Origin of the sequence: Micromonospora sp. NPDC092111 (assembly GCF_044755745.1) — a bacterium.
In the GTDB taxonomy this organism is placed as follows: domain Bacteria; phylum Actinomycetota; class Actinomycetes; order Mycobacteriales; family Micromonosporaceae; genus Micromonospora.
The window spans coordinates 211591-228138 of the sequence record NZ_JBIVRQ010000008.1; the positions used below are offsets into that span (position 1 = coordinate 211591).

The window sequence follows — 16548 nt, forward strand, 5'->3', positions numbered from 1 at the left end:
CGGTCGCCGTCGAGCTGTCGGATCCCGCGATCGCCCGCGCCGTCCCGGCCGACCCGGGTCAGCCCTGGATGCGTACCGTGGTGAGGTCGCTCAGACCGGAGATCGTCAGGACGCTCTCCAGCAGCGGGTTCGCGACCACCGTCAGGTGGTCGACGTGGGCGAACAACGCCGCCAGGGCGGCACTGTCCAGGTATTCCACCGCGGTCAGGTCGACGGTCAGCCGGTGCCCGTCGACCAGGGCGTCCACCAGCGCGGCGCGGAACAGGTCGGCGTTGCTCATGTCGATCTCGCCGGCGACGGTCAGCACCGGAGCGCCGTCCGCCTGGAGTCCGGTGGCGAGGTCCAGGGGCGTGTTCATGCGGGGATCCTCGTGTGCATCTCGACGGTGGTGCCGGTGTCGGTGGTCTGGATGTCGACGTGGGCCATCAGGGCGCGCATCAGGTTGATGCCGCGTCCGCGGTCGTGGTCGGTCTCGGGCACCTTCCACCGTCCCGAGTCGGCGACCGAGACGAACAGTTCGGTGCCGGCGGCCCTGGCCAGCAGCCGGATCTGTCCGGGCCGGGCGTCCCGGTGGCCGTGCTCGACGGCGTTGGCGCACGCCTCCCCGGTGGCGACGAGCACGTCCTGGGCCAGGTGCGGGTCGGCCCCGGTACGCCGCAGCCACTGTCGCAGTGAGGACCGCACCGGCGCGATCTGCGACCGGTCGGCGGGGAACGACAACTCCAGGGGGGCCGGGTGCCGGTACAGCAGCAGGGCGATGTCGTCGTAGCCGCCCTCCGGGGTCATCCGGCTCATCACCCGGTCGGCGAGCTGCTCCACCCCGGCGGTGTGGTCCTCCCGGACCGCCGAGGCGGCCCGCTCGATCCCGGCGTCGAGCGGCAGCCGGCGGCGCTCCACCAGGCCGTCGGTGTAGAGCAGCAGCACCGCCCGGGGCGGGACGACACTGGCCGCGTCGGGGCGGCCACCCCGGGAGTGGATGCCCAGCGGGCTGCCCCGCCCGTCGGCGAGCAGCTCGGTGCGGCCGTCGGGATGGGTCAGGATCGCCGGCGGGTGCCCGGCGCTGCTGTAGGTCAACTCCCCCGAGTCGGGGTCGAGGATGCCGCAGAACACCGTGGTGCAGACGGCTCCGGGCAGCATCCGGGCGAACCGGTCCAGGGCGGTGAGCACCTGGGCCGGCCCCGACGCCTCCAGCAGCAGGGCGCGGCAGGCGCTGCGGAGCTGGCCCATCACCGCCGCGGCGGGCAGTCCCCGGCCGACGCAGTCACCGACGACGAGGCCGATCCGACCGTCCGGCAGGTCGACGGCGTCGTACCAGTCGCCGCCGACCTCCAACGGCCGGGTCGCCGGCTCGTACCGTACGGCGAAGCCGTCGGGCAGCTCGGCCGGGCCGAGGATGGACCGTTGCAGCGCGACGGCGACCTCGCGTTGCTGGTCGGCGGCGTGGGCGCGGTGCAGGGCCTGCCCGAGGGCCCCGCACAGGAGCAGCAGCAGCATCTGGTCCTCGGTGCCGAAGCCCCGGGCCGGGTCGAGTTCGAGCCAGATCACCAGGGGGCCCTGCGGCGAGTCGACGGTGGTGCCGGCGCCGGCCGGCCGCGCGCCACCGGCCGGGTCGGTGGTGATCCGCAGCGGTGGCTGCGCGCGCAGGGCGGTGACCGCGTCCCGGACCGGGCCGGGCACCTGCACCCACTCGGTCTCGGGCGTGGCGGTCAGGGACGGTTCACCGGTCGAACCCCACAGTACGGCGGACACCCGGCGGGCCTGCCAGAGTTGGCGCAGCTCCTCCACGCCCGCCCGCAGCGCCTCGGTGGTGCTGGCGGCGCGGGAGAGCCGCTGGTTGAGCGCGCTGAGCGCGGTCTCCCGCTGCACCGCGTACCGCTCGGCGGTGACGTCGCGGATGGTGCCGACCACCATCCGCCGGCCGTGGTCGTCGGTGACCGCGTTGAAGGCGACCGCCGTCCAGAGCCGGTGCCCGTCACGGTGCCGCAGCGGCAGCACGAAGGAGCCGTGGCTCCGCGTCATGGCCTGCTGGAACGCGTCACCGACCAGCCGGTGCGCCGAGGGGTCCCCGGTGTCGTCGGGCCACCACGGGTACCGGGGCGGGTAGGGCAGGCCCTCGGGGCCGTAGCCGAACAGGTCGGCGAACGCGGTGTTCATCTCCACCAGCGCGCCGTCGGCGTCGAGGACAAAGAAGCCCTCCTGCAACGAGTTGATCATCGCGGTCCGCCAGTTGGCGTGGTGGTTGCGCAGCCGGGCCAGGTCGACGTTGGCCCGTACCCGGGCCAGCAGCTCCTCGGCGGAGAACGGCTTGACCAGGTAGTCGTCGGCGCCGGCCCCCAGGCCCTCCACGGCGGCCTCCTGGCCGGCGCGGGCGGACAGCAGCAGCACCGGCACGCCCATGGTGCGCGGGTCCGCGCGCAGCGCGGCGACCAGTTCCAGGCCGTCCAGGCCGGGCATCATCACGTCGCTGACGACCAGGTCGGGTAGTTGGGCCCGGGCCTGGGCCAGGGCGGCGTGGCCGTCACCCACGGCGGTGACGTCGTACCGGGAGCGCAGCAGCCGGTGCAGGTACTCCCGCATGTCGGCGTTGTCGTCGGCGATCAGCACCCGGGGGCGGCCGGCGGGGTCCCCGTCGGGGACGGGCACGCCCGACGCCGGCAACGGCTGGGCCTCCGCGTCGTCGTCGGGCAGCCACCGCAGCGCCTCCTGCACGAACGGCTCGGCGGTGTCCGACGGGACGGGCACACCAGTGCCGGAGGCGACGTGTTCGGCGGGCAGGTGGGCGGTGCCGAACGGGAGCCGGACGGTGAACGTGGTGCCGACGTCCGGCACGCTGGCGGCGGTGATGGTGCCGCCGTGCAGCCCGACCAGCTCCTTGACCAGGGCGAGGCCGATGCCGCTGCCCTCGTGGGACCGGGACCGGGCCTGTGGCACCCGGTGGAACCGCTCGAACAGCCGGGGCATCTCGTCGGCCGCCACCCCGACGCCGGTGTCGGCGACCAGGACCACCGGTGCGCCGTCCCGCTCGGCGACGGAGACCCGGATGCCGCCGTGGAAGGTGAACTTCAGGGCGTTGCTGAGCAGGTTGAGCACGACCTTCTCCCACATGTCCCGGTCGACGTGGACCGGCTGGGACAGGGGCGGGCAGTCCACCTCGAGGGCGAGGCCGGCACGCTCGACCGCCGCGCGGAACACGCTGGCCAGTTCGGCGGTGAACCGGGCCAGGTCGACCGGCTCGTAGCGGGCCTGCATCCGGCCGGCCTCGATGCGGGAGAAGTCGAGCAGCGCGGTGACCAGCTTGCCCAGCCGCAGCGCGTTGCGGTGCATCACCTCCAGTTCGTCGCGCACCTGCTCGTCCCGGTCGCCCAGCCGGGCGCGCAGCTCCTGCAACGGCCCGGTGATCAGGGTGAGCGGGGTACGGAACTCGTGGCTGATGTTGGAGAAGAACGCCGTCTTCGCCCGGTCCAGCTCGGCCAGCTCCTCGGCCCGCTGCTGCTGCACCTCGTAGGCGACCGCGCCGTTGAGCAGGGCGGCGGCCTGCTGGGCGACCAGGCCCAGGAAGGTGCGGTAGCTGTCGTCGAGCGCCCGTCCGGCGCTGGCCGCGAGCACGATGACGCCGATGTCCTCGGCGCCGGTCTCGCCGTGCAGCGGCAGCACCATCGCCTCGGTCGGCGCGGTCTGCCAGCCGCCCGTGGGCAGCTCACCGGCGCGGTCGGTGACGTCGGTGACGTGGGCCGGCGCACCGCTGCCGAGCACCTCGGCCACCGGCCAACGCGCGGACGCCTGGCCACCGGCCCGGTCCACCTCGCCGGCCAGGGTGCTGGCGGCCAGCCGCAGGCCGTCGCCGGTCCGCAGGTGCACCGACGCGTACGGCACGTCGATGCCGGCCCGGCCGAGCGCCCCGGCGACCAGCCCGCACGCCTCGCCGACGCTGCGGGCCCGGCCGGCCTGGGCGCCGAGGTCCTGCAGGGCGGCCAGCCGGCGCTCGCCGATCACCCGCTCGGTGGTGTCGCTGACGGCGGTGAAGACGCCGCGCACCACCCCGTCGTCGTCGTGCAGCGGGCTGTAGGAGTACGTCCAGTACGTCTCTTCCCAGTAGCCGTGCCGGTTCATCGGCAGCAGCAGGTCCTCCGACCAGGTCGCCTCGCCGGTCTCCACCACGCCGCGCAGCATCGGCCCGATGATGTGCCAGATCTCGGGCCACACCTGCTCGCCCGGCTTGCCCAGCGCCGGGTGCTTGCTGCCGAGCAGCGGACGGTAGGCGTCGTTGTGGATGAACCGCAGTTCCGGCCCCCACCAGACGATCATGGGGAAGCGCGAGGTGAGGCAGATCCGGCAGGCCGTGCGCAGGCTCGCCGGCCACCCGGAGACCGCACCGAGGGAGGTGGCGGACCAGTCGAAGTCGCGCATCCGCGCCGCCATCTCGCTGCCACCGGTGAACACCGACCGCCACGACTCGGTCCCGGCCATCGCCGCCCGCCCTCCCGCATCGCCCGCGCGGGTACGACCGCACGCCCGCCGTCGTCTCCGGCCACCGGCAGCGAGGTCCCTGCCGCCCGGCGACCAGCATGCCGTACGGCTGCCGCCCGTGGAAAGCGGGCACGGCGGGACGCCGGCCGACCGTCTCCGGCCTGCCGGCGCCCCGTCCGGGACGGCCCGTCCCGGCTCGACCGTTACGGGTTGTTGGTCAGGTAGACGATCTGGTTGGCCGCGTTCGCCGTGCCGCCGGTGTCGTTGACGACCCGGTTGATCGTGCCGACCCCGCCGAGCGACACCGTGACCATGTTGGTCAGCCGCACGTTCGGGGTGGTCGGCACCTCGAAGGCCCGGTCGGCGACCACCGCCGGGTTGACGTTGAAGTAGCAGTAGCTACCGAGCCCCCACGCCTGGTGGCTGGTCACCCCGGCGCCCACCTTGTACGCGGCGTAGCCCCGGGTCGCCCCGTTCATCCAGGCGGCCTGGTTCGGCGGGTCGTACGGCATCTCGTTCTGGTAGAAGTACGTCCGGCCGCCGTTGCCGTTCCAGACGGTCTGGTACCGCTGGTAGTGCTCGACGAAGAGGCCGTACATGGTCACGTCGTCGCCGTTGACGGTCAGCCCGGTGTCGGCGGTGTTGAGGTCCCAGCCGACGCCGGTGCCGTGGTCGGCCCGCCACAGCCACATGTGGTCGCCGATGACGTCGTCGCTGTCGATGACGAGGGTGTTGGTGGCCTTGCCCACGCCGGCGCCGCCGATCCGGAAGAACACGTCGTGCAGCGAGGTGGGGTTCGCCGCGTGGTCGGCGGCGGACCCGGCCGGGCCGACCTGGAGCAGCACCGGCGAGTTGACCGGCCCGGCCTCGAACATCAGGCCGGCCAGCTTCACCCCGTCGACGTCGTCGACGCTCATCGGCACCACGCCGTTCTCGGGCAGCAGGGTGGCCAGGCCGAGACCGAGCACCACGGTGTCCGGGCGGGTGATCCGGATGGTCTGGTCCACCCGGTGCACGCCGGGGGTGAACAGCAGGTGCCGGCCCTGGGCGAGGGCGGCGTTGACGGTCGCCGCCGGGGTGCCGGGCCGCACCACGAAGAACTGGCTCAGCGAGATCGAGCTGCCGGCCGGGGTCTTGCCGTACCAGCTCGTGCCCTGGGAGTTGGCGCGCAGGGCGGGCACGAAGACCCGGTACTCGCCGGTGCCGTCGACGTACAGGAAGGGCTTCTCCCGGACCTGCGGGGTCTGGCCGACCACGGTGTGGGAGGGGTTGGGGAAGTGCGGCGGGGGCGCGCCGGTGACGCCGGTGAAGACCATGTTCCACACCGATCCGGTCCAGCTACCGAACTCGCTGTTGCGGGAGTACCACTGCTGCTGGGAGCCGGAGACGACCTGGCCGTCGATCTTGGTGTCGGCGAAGAGGCCGCCGCTGGACCAGCCGTCGCCGCCGTTCCAGAGCTGGATCTGGTTCTGCGCGCCGCGCAGGTGCATCCGCCGGTACGGGGCGGCCTGGGAGACCGCCCAGCGTTCGACGCTCACCCCGGCGGGCAGGGTCACCGACAGGTTCTCCGCCGCCCGCCAGAAGTTCTGGGTGGCGTTGCCGCCCATCCAGAACGCCTCGGCGCGGACGTGGCCGGTGAGGTTGACGTCGTCCGGGGACATGCCGAGCCCGGCGACCTGGGTGAAGAAGCCGAGGTTGACGTCGGCGGTGTAGTTGCCCGGCTTGAACAGCACGGCGTAGCGCTGCGGGCCGAACTGGTTGGTCTCCTGCCCGGCGAAGATGGTGTCGAGCCGGCTCTGGATGGTCGCGGTCGGCGTGGCCGGGTCGAAGACGTAGGTGTTGGGGCCGAGGTTGGGGTTGCGCGGGTCGGTGGGTTCGACCGGCGGGGTGGTGCCGCCTGCCACGTTGACCTCGACCTCCCAGAGCGAGTAGCCGTACCCGGTGCCCCGGGCGGTGCCGTACATCCGCAGGTAGCGGCCGGTGGCGGCGAGGTCGATCGACTGGACTCCCCCGGTGCCGGTGGTGGTGGACCAGACGGCGGTCCAGGTGTTGCCGTCGGCCGAGGTCTGGAGCTGGAAGGCCCGCGCGTACGCCGCCTCCCAGCGCAGCGTCACCCGGCAGATCGACTGGCTGGTGCCGAGGTCGACGCGCAGCCACTGCGGGTCGGCGACGGCGCTGGCCCAGCGGGTGCCGGTGTTGCCGTCCACCGCCGCCGACGCCGGGGTGCCGGCGCCCTCGGTGGTGGAGGCGGTGGCCGGACGGCCCAGCGCGGCGTTGGCGGTGCCGCAGCCGGTGGTGCCGCCGGTCTCGCCGTACACCTGGAACTCCCACAGCGAGTAGCCGTAGCCGGTGGCCCGGGCGGTGCCGTACATCCGCACGTAGCGGCCGGTGCCGCTGACGGCGAGGGTCTGGGTGCCGCCGGTGCCGGTGGTGGTGGACCAGACGGAGGTCCAGGTGTTGCCGTCGGCCGAGGTCTGGAGCTGGAAGGCCCGCGCGTAGGCGGCCTCCCAGACCAGGGTGACCTGGGTGACGGTGGCGGTGGCGCCGAGGTCGACCTGGAGCCACTGTGGATCGGCGGCGGCGCTGGACCAGCGGGTGCCGGTGTTGCCGTCCACTGCCGCCGACGCCGGGGTGCCGGCGTTCTCGGTGGACGAGGCGGTGACCGGCCGGCCCTGCGAGAGCAGGGTGGGCGCGGCCTGGGCGGGCGGTGCGGCGAGGACGGGGCAGAGCGCGCCGACCAGCGCGAGGACGAGGGCGGCGACGGCACGGCGGCCGGGGCGGCGCCCCGGGGCGCGCCGGAGGGTGGCAGGTGGGGTCATGGCTTCGCCTGTCGGTTAGGGGACCACGGACGTCGGGGGGACGGGACGCGCGGATCAGACCGGGCGCGGCGCGGGCGCCGCCCGGGTGGCCCGGCGGCAGGGTGCCGGCCGGGCGCGGGCCAGACATCGACCGGCTTTAATCATGTCATGGAATAAGTCATGGCGGAAGGCGCGCCCGTGCGGCGGCCCCAACCAGCGGTGGACGCCGTCCGGCGGGCCCGGGTCGCCCGGCCGGGCGGGACGCGGCCCGCCGACGCCGGCCGGGGTGGGGTCGGCGGCGTGGGCGGACCGCGCCGGGGCCGGGCGCGGCACGGTTCCCGCCGGCGGACGGGTCGACGGGTGCGGGCCGGCTTCGGGGCCGGCCCGCACCCGTCGGATCAGCGCGTCGCCGCGCCCCGTCGCGGTGCCACGGTCACGGGATCACGTCCGCGCCGCCGACCCCGGCCCCCGCCGCCGGCGGGCTCACCGGCGCGGCGCCGGGCTGGTAGCTGTACGGGGGCGCCGGGACGCTGTTGTCGATGCGCAGCCAGTCGTCGATGGTCTTCTGGGAGTCGTTGGCCCGGGTGATGGTCGCCGGGTCGTAGACGTTGCTGCTCTTCCAGGTGAGTCCGGCGTTGCCGAAGTCCTCGGTGATGGTCTTCGCGCTCTTGACGTAGTTGGCGTCGGCGTAGATGTGGCCCTCGACGCCGAGCCCGATGAAGTAGTCCTGGACCTGGACGTGGTTGGCGTACAGGTGGGCGTAGCCGAACCGTACCCGGGGGTGGCGGGTGTTGGAGCCGTCGAACCAGTTGTGGTGGTAGGTCGCCCGCAGGTAGCCGGTGTCCTGGGCGCCGTTGTCGTCGCTGTGGCCGAGCAGCATCGACTTGTCGGTGCCGACATAGCGGTTGTAGGAGACCGTCACCAGGTCGGAGCCGCGCTTGACGTCGACCGACCCGTCACCGGCGGGGTAGAAGGTGTTGTGGTCGACCCAGACGTGGTGCGAGTAGCACTGCACGTTGACCGAGTCGTCCGGGGAGTTGCGGAAGCTCAGGTTGCGGATGATCACGTTCTGCACGGGGCTGAAGCGGTCCTTCTCGGCCGGGTCGCACAGGTCGCCGCCCCAGGCCACCTCGTCCGGGCCCCAGCCGTTGACGTCCAGACCGAAACCGCTGATGGTCGCGGTGGACCCGACGCCGATGACGGTCTTGTGGGAGCCGACGTCGAGCATCTGCGCGCCGGTGCCGGTGATGGTGCCGGAGACCCGGACGATGCGCGGGCTGTCGTCGGCGAGCGCGGCGGCGAGCTGGGCGTAGCTGGTGACGGTGACGATCGGGCCGCCGGTGCCGCCGGTGGTGCCGGTGCGCCCGTACCCGGTCATGGTCGCGAAGCCCGCCAGGCCGGCGGCGTTGCCCGGCGGGGTGGTGGGCGGCGGGGTGCTCGGGGGCGGGGTGCCGGGCGGCGCGGTGGTGGCCGGCGGGGTGGTGGCCGGCGGCGTGGTCGGCGTGCCGCCACCGGTGGTGACCACGACGTCGTCGAAGGACGCCGAGGAGTACGAGGTCTGCAGGCCGATCCGGCCGGCGGACGAGACCGAGGCGGTGCGGGAGGCGAACGGGGTGCCGTCGATCGAGGCGCTGACCAGGGAACCGGCGGTGGTGAGGGAGAGCCGGTACCAGGTGCCGTTGGTGGTGGTGCGGGTCGAGCTGCCGAGCACGGTCACCGAGGCGCCGTTGACCGCCTGGAGTTCGGCCCGGCCGGGCAGCAGGGCGAGCCGGTAGAAGGTGGTCGAGCCGGCGGCGCGGGCGAGCAGCCCGACGAACCCGTTCGCGCCGATACTGACCGGCTTGACCCGGGCCGCGACGGTGTAGTCGGTGAGGCTGGTCGAGGCGTTGAACAGTCGGGCGTTCTCGCTGCTGGTGCTGGCCTGCTGGGCGACCTGCGACCCGTCGGTGACGACCGCCCAGCTTCCGCCGGACTTCGACCACGCGGTGATGCTGCGGTCCTCGAAGTCCGCGCTGAACTCGGTCGCGGCGCTGGCGCTGGGCGAGAAGGCGAGGGCGACCGCGGTCATCAGGGTGACCGCGGCGCCGGCGACCGGCCACCGCCGCCGGTGGGCCGGGCGTGCGGAGTCGGGACCGTCCATGGCTGACCTCCTGTGGTGGGGCCCGTCCGGGTACGCGGTCGGGCCGGGTGACGAGGCATGGAAAGCGCTTTCCCGATGCGCCGAACGTAACCCGCCGTTCATCGACATGTCAATGACGGCGGTCGATCGATGGGCGGTCCCGGTGCGGGCGCCCGCCGCCGCCCGCACCGCCGCCAACCGCCCGTCGCGCGCCCTTCGGCGGTTGCCGGCCGCAGGGCCCGGCGAGTTTCCGGAAAGTTTCGGTGCCGAGCGCCCCGGCCCGGGATCCGCACCGACCAAGGGGCGGTCATCGATGGATCACGACCGGCCTCCGCCGGATCGGCCACGCCGACGTCGGGGTTCCGAAACTTTCGGGCTATGCTGCCGGCGGGCGCATCGACTGTGGAGGAGAATGACATGCCGGTGGAGCGGGCGACGCTGTCGGAGATCGCGACCGCCGCGGGGGTGTCCGTCCCCACCGTCTCGAAGGTGCTCAACGGCCGGCCCGACGTCGCCCCGGCGACCCGGCGGAAGATCCAGGACCTGCTCGACCGGCACGCCTACACCGCCCGGCGGGCCACCTCGACACCCGGCGGCGCCGGCCTCATCGACCTCGTCTTCCGCGACCTGGGCAGCCCGTGGGCCATGCAGATCCTCGACGGCGTCGAGGAGTTGGCCTACCGCGCCGGCGTGGGCGTCGTCGTCTCCGCCGTGCACGGGCGCAACCGCACCCGCCCGGACCGACGGTGGATCGACCAACTGTCCAGCCGCCGTTGCGACGGGGTGCTGCTCGTCCTGTCCGACCTGTCGCCCAGCCAGCAGAGCCAGCTCGACGACCTCGGCATCCCGGTGGTCATCATCGACCCGGCCGGTCAGCCCGGCGCGGAGATCCCGTCGGTGGGCGCCACCAACTGGGCCGGCGGCGTCGCCGCCACCGAACACCTGCTCGACCTCGGGCACAGCCGGATCGCCGTGATCGGCGGACCCCCGACCGTCCCGTGCAGCCGGGCCCGGGTCGACGGCTACCGGGCCGCGATGGACGCCGCCGGCTGCAAGATCCACTCCGGCTACGTCCGGCACGGCGACTTCCTCTCGCCGTCCGGGTACCGGGAGATGAACGCGCTGCTGGACCTGTCCCGCCCGCCCACCGCCGTGTTCGCCTGCGCGGACGAGATGGCGCTGGGCGCCTACGAGGCGCTGTACGAACGTGGCGCACGGGTCCCCGACGACATCAGCATCGTCGGCTTCGACGACCTGGAATCCGCCCGCTGGGCCGCCCCGCCGCTGACCACCGTCCGCCAGCCACTGGCCGAGATGGCCGGGATGGCGACCCGGATGCTGCTCTCCCTCGTCTCCGGCGAGGAGTTGGACAGCCACCGGATCGAACTGGCCACCCCGCTGATCGTGCGGCAGAGCACCCGCCGCCTGCCCTGACCCGGCCTCCGGGGGCCGGAGACCACGACCCACCGGGCCGCCACCGGACTCCGGGCGGCGATCGACTGATCGACGTCGGTGATTTCGGCGTATCGACATGTTGCGGCGACGTTACAGGCACCTCTAGGCTGCTGTGGGAGCGCTCCCGAGCATCGATCGGACGTCGATGGCGAGGTCGCGGATCGCTGACGGACCCACCCGGATCAGTGGCGGCGGCCGGGCAACCGCCCCCACCGTGATCCGGACGCCACCGCGACCACCACCCCCGGCACCCACAGAATCGAGACGGTCCCATGAAGACAGTTTCCCGGCCGACGCGACGGCACCTGCTCGCGGCCGGCGCCGCCGCGCTGACCCTCGGCGCGTCGATGCTGCTGCCGCCCACCAGCGCCATGGCGGCCAGCGGCTGCGCCGTCACCTACACGACCAGCTCCTGGACGGGCGGGTTCACCGCCAGCGTGACCATCAAGAACGTCGGCGACGCCGTCAACGGCTGGACCCTCGGCTTCACCTTCCCGGACGCCGGGCAGCGGGTGGGCCAGGGCTGGTCCGCGGTGTACCAGCAGAACGGCCGGGCGGTGACCGCGCAGAACGTCAGCTACAACGGGTCGCTGGCCAGCGGCGCGTCCACCACCATCGGCTTCAACGGCACCTTCACCGGCAGCAACCCGTCACCCACGTCGTTCACCCTCAACGGCACCACCTGCACCGGCGCGACCACGCCCACCACGCCGCCGCCCAGCACTCCCCCACCGACCACCCCGCCGCCCACCACCCCGCCGCCCGGCGGAACGACCCCGGTGGCGATCAACGGGCAGCTCCGGGTCTGCGGGGTCAACCTGTGCAACCAGTACGGCCGGCCGATCCAGCTACGCGGCATGAGCACCCACGGCCTGCAGTGGTTCGCCCAGTGCTACAACGACGCGTCGCTCGACGCGCTCGCCACCGACTGGCGCGCCGACCTGCTGCGGATCTCCATGTACGTGCAGGAGGACGGCTACGAGACCAACCCGACCGCCTTCACCAACCGGGTCAACACCCTGGTCGACGAGGCGAGCGAGCGCGGCCTGTACGCGCTGATCGACTTCCACACCCTGACCCCGGGTGACCCGATGTTCAACCTGGAGCGGGCCAAGACCTTCTTCGCCAACGTCGCGGCGCGCAACGCCAGCAAGAACAACGTGATCTACGAGATCACCAACGAGCCCAACGGGGTGAGCTGGCAGACCATCAAGAACTACGCCGAGCAGGTCATCCCGGTCATCCGGGCCAACGACCCGGACGGGATCGTCATCGTCGGCACCCGGGGCTGGTCCTCGCTGGGCGTCTCCGAGGGCGGCAACTCCACCGAGGTGATCAACAACCCGGTGAACGCCAGCAACATCATGTACGCCTTCCACTTCTACGCCGCGTCGCACAAGGACAACTACCGGGCCGAGCTGGAGCGGGCCGCCGCCCGGCTGCCGATGTTCGTCACCGAGTTCGGCACCGTCACCTACACCGGCGGCGGCGCCGTCGACACGGCGAGCAGCAACGCCTGGCTGGACATGCTGGACCGGCTGAAGATCAGCTACGCGAACTGGACCTACTCGGACGCCGACGAGGGCAGCGCCGCCTTCCGCCCCGGCACCTGCTACGGCGGGACGTACACCGGCACCGGCGTGGTCACCGATTCGGGCAACTTCATGCGCAACCGGATCCGCACCCCGGACAACTTCCCCACGAGCTGACCGCGGCACCGCACGACGCCCCGTCCCCCGCCGACGGGGCGTCGTCGCGGCTCAGTCCACGACGGAACGCGCCACCCGGAACCCGACGTCGTCGATCCGGAAGGTCGGGTGGCTGCGACGACGCACCGAGGCCCGGCAGCTCCAGTGCTCGTCGAACCAGCCGCCCCCGCGCAGCACCCGGTAGCTGCCGTACACCTCGGCGTCGTAGACGTCCCAGCACCACTCCCAGACGTTGCCGAGCATGTCGTACAGGCCCCACGGGTTGGGCCGCCGGCCGCCGACCTCGTGGATCCGCTCGCCCGAGTTGCCCCGGTACCAGGCGACCTCGTCGAGCGGCCCGTAGCGGGGCCCGGTCGTGCCGGCCCGGCAGGCGTGCTCCCACTCGGCCTCGGTCGGCAGCCGGTAGCCGTCGGCGGCCGGGTCCCAGTCGACACCCTCGCCGTCGTCGTGCGGCCGGTACGCGGGGGTCAGCCCCGCCTGCCGGGACAGCGCGACACAGAAGCGCACCGCGTCCTGCCAGGACACCCCGTCGACGGGTAGCCGGTCGCCCCGGGCGGTACCCGGCTGCTCGCCGGTGACCCGGGCGTACCAGCCCCGGGTCACCGGGACGATGCCGAGCCGGTACGCCGCGACCTCGACCGACCAGGTGCGGGTGGTACGCCGGTCCGACAGGGTCACCCGCCCCGCCGGGACGGTGACCAAACCGGGTCCGGTGTGCGCGTCCATGATCGACGATCCTATCCGGGCGCGGCACCCCGGCCGGCGGCGCGCGGGACGACCCCGCCACCCGGCTCGCCCCGCGCCACCGGACTGCCGGCGAGGCCGCCGGGGGCGATCGACCCGGGCCGCGTTGAACCATGTGACCGCCGGATCCGAACCACTGGGCGTGCGTATCCGATCCGCCGTCCCGCTGGGGTTCCTCCTCGCGCTGCTGTCCGTGCCGGTGACCCCGGCGTCGCCCGCCGCCGCGCACGCCGCCCTGGTCGCCACCAGTCCGGTACGCGACGCGGTGGTGTCGGCCCCGCCCGCGGAGGTGGTGCTGACCTTCAGCGAGGGGATCGCCCCGGTGGCCGGACGGGTCCAGGTGCTCGGCCCCGACGGCAAGCGGGTCGACCTGGGCGAGCCCGTGGTGCGGGGCGCGACGGTGCGGATCCCGGTGCGGGTGCCGGACCGGCCGCTCGGCACCTACCTGGTGAGCTACCGGGTGATCTCCGCCGACAGCCATCCCGTCGCGGGCAGCTTCGCGTACTCCGCCGGGGCGCCCTCGGCGACGCCGCCCCGGCCGGCGACCGAGCGGGGCGAGCGCCCGGCCGGCGCGCTGACGCCGGTGGCCCGCTACGCCGGCTACCTCGGCCTGGTCCTGACCGTCGGCCCGACCCTGCTGGCCGCCGCCCGGTGGCCCCGGCGACGGTCCCGGCGCGGCGTCGCCCGCGTCGCGTACGCGGGGCTCGGGCTGGTCGCGGCGGCCACCATCGGGACCTGGGTGGCCCAGGCGGCGGACGTGGTCGGCGCGCCGGTGGGCGCGCTCACCGGCGGTGACCTGGCCACCGTGGCCGACAGCGAGGTCGGCCGGGTGCTGGCCGCCCGGCTGCTCCTGGTCGGGGTGGCCGGCGCGGTGCTGCCCGCCGTGCTGACCGGCCGGGCCACCCGCCGGCGGCGGACCGCGCTGACGGTGGTCGGGCTGGCCGCGCTGGTCACCTGGCCGCTGGCCGGTCACCCGGTGGCCTCCCCCCTGCCGCCGGTCAGCGTCACCGCCGACGTGGTGCATCTGGCCGCGATGAGCGTCTGGCTGGGCGGGCTGCTCACCCTGGTGCTGTTCCTGCTGCCCGGCACCCACCCGAGGGTGCTGGCCCGGATCCTGCCCGCCTGGTCACGCTGGGCCACCCTCGCCGTCGGCTGGCTGGTCGCCAGCGGCGTCGGGCAGGCGGCGCTCGACCTGGGCCGGCCCGCCGCGCTGGTCGACACGGCCTGGGGGCGGCTGCTGTGCGGCAAGGCGGCGCTGCTCGCCGCCGTGCTCGGCGTCGCGGCCTGGCAGCGCCGGGCGGTACGGCACGGCGCGGCGGCGGCCCGGCCCCACCGGGTCGCCACCGCCGCCGGTGTCGAACTCGCCGCCACCGCGCTGGTCCTGGCGCTCACCGCGCTGCTGGTGCAGACCCCACCCGGACGGACCGCCGGCACGGAGGCCGCCCGGGCCACCCGCGAGGGCGTCGCGCAGACCTTGACCAGCGGCCGTTACACGCTCCAGTTCGACGTCTACCCGGTGCGGGTCGGGGTGCCCAACTCGCTGCACGTCTACGTGTACACGCCACAGGGGCAGGCGCTGCCGGTGGTGGAGTGGAAGGTCAGCCTCGCCCTGCCGGCGGCCGGCATCGAACCGGTGCCGGTGCCGGTGGACAGCCCGGAACCCCACCACGGCAGCGCCGAGATCAGCCTGCCGGTACCCGGCGAGTGGACCATCCGGTTCACCGTCCGCACCAGCGACGTGGACCAGGCCACCGTCACCGCCACCGTGCCGGTCCGCTGACCGTCGGCCCTGGTCACGCCGCACGGCGTCGCCCGCCGCGCCTCGGGCCCGGACCGACCGCCGGGAGATCGGCGGTGTCCGGTCGGCGGGCGCCGCCGCCCGCCGGCCGGACAACCCGATCGGCTAACCTGCGCTGGCCCGGGGCGCACCCGGGCCGGGGAAGGGAAGGAGCGCCATGCCGGGCGACATGCCGCGTCAGTCGGTCATCCAGTGGGACGCCGAGGATCCGTTGGCCGCGTTGCGGGAACGGTTCGTCACCGACGACCTGATCTACCTCGACGGCAACTCCCTGGGCCGGCTGCCCGCCGCCACCCCCGAGCACCTGGCCCGACTGGTCCGCGACGGGTGGGGCACCGACCTGGTCCGTGGCTGGCCCACCTGGATCGAGTGGCCGCGCCGGATCGGCGACCGGATCGCCGCGCACGCCCTCGGCGCCCGCGAGGGCGAAGTGATCATCTCCGACTCGACCTCGGTCAACCTGTACAAGCTGGCCGCCGCCGCCCTCGACGCGCGGCCCGGACGCCGGACCATCCTCGCCGACGCCGAGGAGTTCCCCACCGACCGGTACCTGCTCCAGGGGCTCGCCGCGCAGCGCGGACACACCCTGCGGATGCTCCCGTCCGACCTCGACGAGGGGCTGGACCCGGCGACCCTGGAGGCGGCGCTGACCGAGGACGTCGCCCTGGTGGTGCTCTCCGCCGTGTCGTACCGCTGCGGGGCGCTGCTGGACATCGCGGCGGTCACCGCCGCGGCCCGCCGGGTCGGGGCGTACGTGCTGTGGGACCTGTCGCACGCGGTGGGGTCGGTGCCGGTGGAGTTGACCGCCAACGGGGTCGACCTGGCCGTGGGCTGCACCTACAAGTACCTCAACGGCGGCCCTGGCGCGCCGGCCTTCCTGTACGTCCGGCGGGAGCTGCAGGAGTCGCTGCGGCAGCCGATCTGGGGCTGGTTCGGGCAGCGCGACCAGTTCCGGATGTCCGCCGACTACGAGCCCGCCCCGGGCCCGGACCGGTTCCTGGTCGGCACGCCGCCGGTGCTGGGGATGGCCGCCCTCGACCCGGCGCTGGACGTGCTCGCCGTGGCCGGCGTGGACCGGGTCCGCGACAAGTCCGTGCGGCTGGGCCGGCTGATGATCGACCTGGCCGACGCCTGGCTCGCGCCGCACGGCTTCCACCTGGCCTCCCCCCGCGACCAGGGCCGGCGCGGCGGGCACGTCTCGCTGCGCCACCCGGAGGCACTGCGGATCTCCCGGGCCCTGGCGGCGGCCGGGGTGGTCGGCGACTACCGCGAGCCCGACCGGCTGCGGCTCGGCCCGGCGCCGCTCTACACCCGCTACGTCGACGTGTGGGACGCCATGCACCGGCTGCGGGACATCGCCGAACGGCGGGCCTGGACCGAGGTGCCGGCGGAGCCGACCCGGGTCACCTGAGTCGGGCCGCCCCGGGCAGATACCGGATTCCACCGCGCCGCACCCCG

Annotated in this window: 9 protein-coding genes; 4 read left to right on the forward strand and 5 right to left on the reverse strand. The window is 74.0% G+C overall.

The genetic code is table 11. The features are described from left to right. Window positions 1–58: 58 nt before the first annotated feature. The 4 genes from ACIQG9_RS18345 to ACIQG9_RS18360 form a co-directional block, all read right to left on the reverse strand. Window positions 59–358 (reverse strand): STAS domain-containing protein, encoded by a 300-nt coding sequence (locus ACIQG9_RS18345; RefSeq protein WP_400403653.1) that lies wholly within the window; start codon window positions 356–358, stop codon window positions 59–61. Then, the gene (locus ACIQG9_RS18350) at window positions 355–4467 is read right to left on the reverse strand and encodes a SpoIIE family protein phosphatase (RefSeq protein WP_400403654.1); all 4113 of its coding nucleotides are present in this window, start codon (window positions 4465–4467) and stop codon (window positions 355–357) included. Before ACIQG9_RS18350 ends, ACIQG9_RS18345 begins: the two co-directional genes overlap by 4 nt. A 203-nt stretch (window positions 4468–4670) precedes the next feature. Beyond that, window positions 4671–7286, reverse strand: coding sequence for a discoidin domain-containing protein (locus ACIQG9_RS18355; protein ID WP_400403656.1), 2616 nt, complete (start codon window positions 7284–7286; stop codon window positions 4671–4673). A gap of 412 nt (window positions 7287–7698) precedes the next feature. Beyond that, complete coding sequence (locus tag ACIQG9_RS18360; protein WP_400403659.1) at window positions 7699–9405, reverse strand: polysaccharide lyase family 1 protein; 1707 nt, start codon at window positions 9403–9405, stop codon at window positions 7699–7701. A 396-nt stretch (window positions 9406–9801) separates the two neighbouring features. Here ACIQG9_RS18360 and ACIQG9_RS18365 point away from each other — a divergent pair, with 396 nt between their 5' ends. Beyond that, window positions 9802–10818, forward strand: coding sequence for a LacI family DNA-binding transcriptional regulator (locus tag ACIQG9_RS18365; RefSeq protein ID WP_400403662.1), 1017 nt, complete (start codon window positions 9802–9804; stop codon window positions 10816–10818). A 293-nt stretch (window positions 10819–11111) separates the two neighbouring features. Beyond that, on the forward strand, window positions 11112–12548 hold the full coding sequence (locus ACIQG9_RS18370) for a cellulase family glycosylhydrolase (protein ID WP_400403664.1): 1437 nt from the start codon (window positions 11112–11114) through the stop codon (window positions 12546–12548). A gap of 51 nt (window positions 12549–12599) precedes the next feature. Here ACIQG9_RS18370 and ACIQG9_RS18375 read toward each other — a convergent pair whose 3' ends face one another. Further along, entirely contained in the window at window positions 12600–13274 is a 675-nt protein-coding gene (locus tag ACIQG9_RS18375) for a formylglycine-generating enzyme family protein (RefSeq protein ID WP_400403666.1), read from the reverse strand. 160 nt (window positions 13275–13434) lie between these two features. Between ACIQG9_RS18375 and ACIQG9_RS18380 the strand changes: the two genes are divergently transcribed. Together ACIQG9_RS18380 and kynU are read left to right on the forward strand one after the other, a co-directional pair. Continuing rightward, window positions 13435–15072, forward strand: coding sequence for a copper resistance CopC/CopD family protein (locus ACIQG9_RS18380; protein WP_400403669.1), 1638 nt, complete (start codon window positions 13435–13437; stop codon window positions 15070–15072). Between the two features lie 175 nt (window positions 15073–15247). Beyond that, a complete protein-coding gene (gene kynU / locus ACIQG9_RS18385) occupies window positions 15248–16501 on the forward strand; it encodes a kynureninase (protein ID WP_400403671.1) in 1254 nt (417 codons plus the stop codon). Window positions 16502–16548 lie beyond the last annotated feature (47 nt).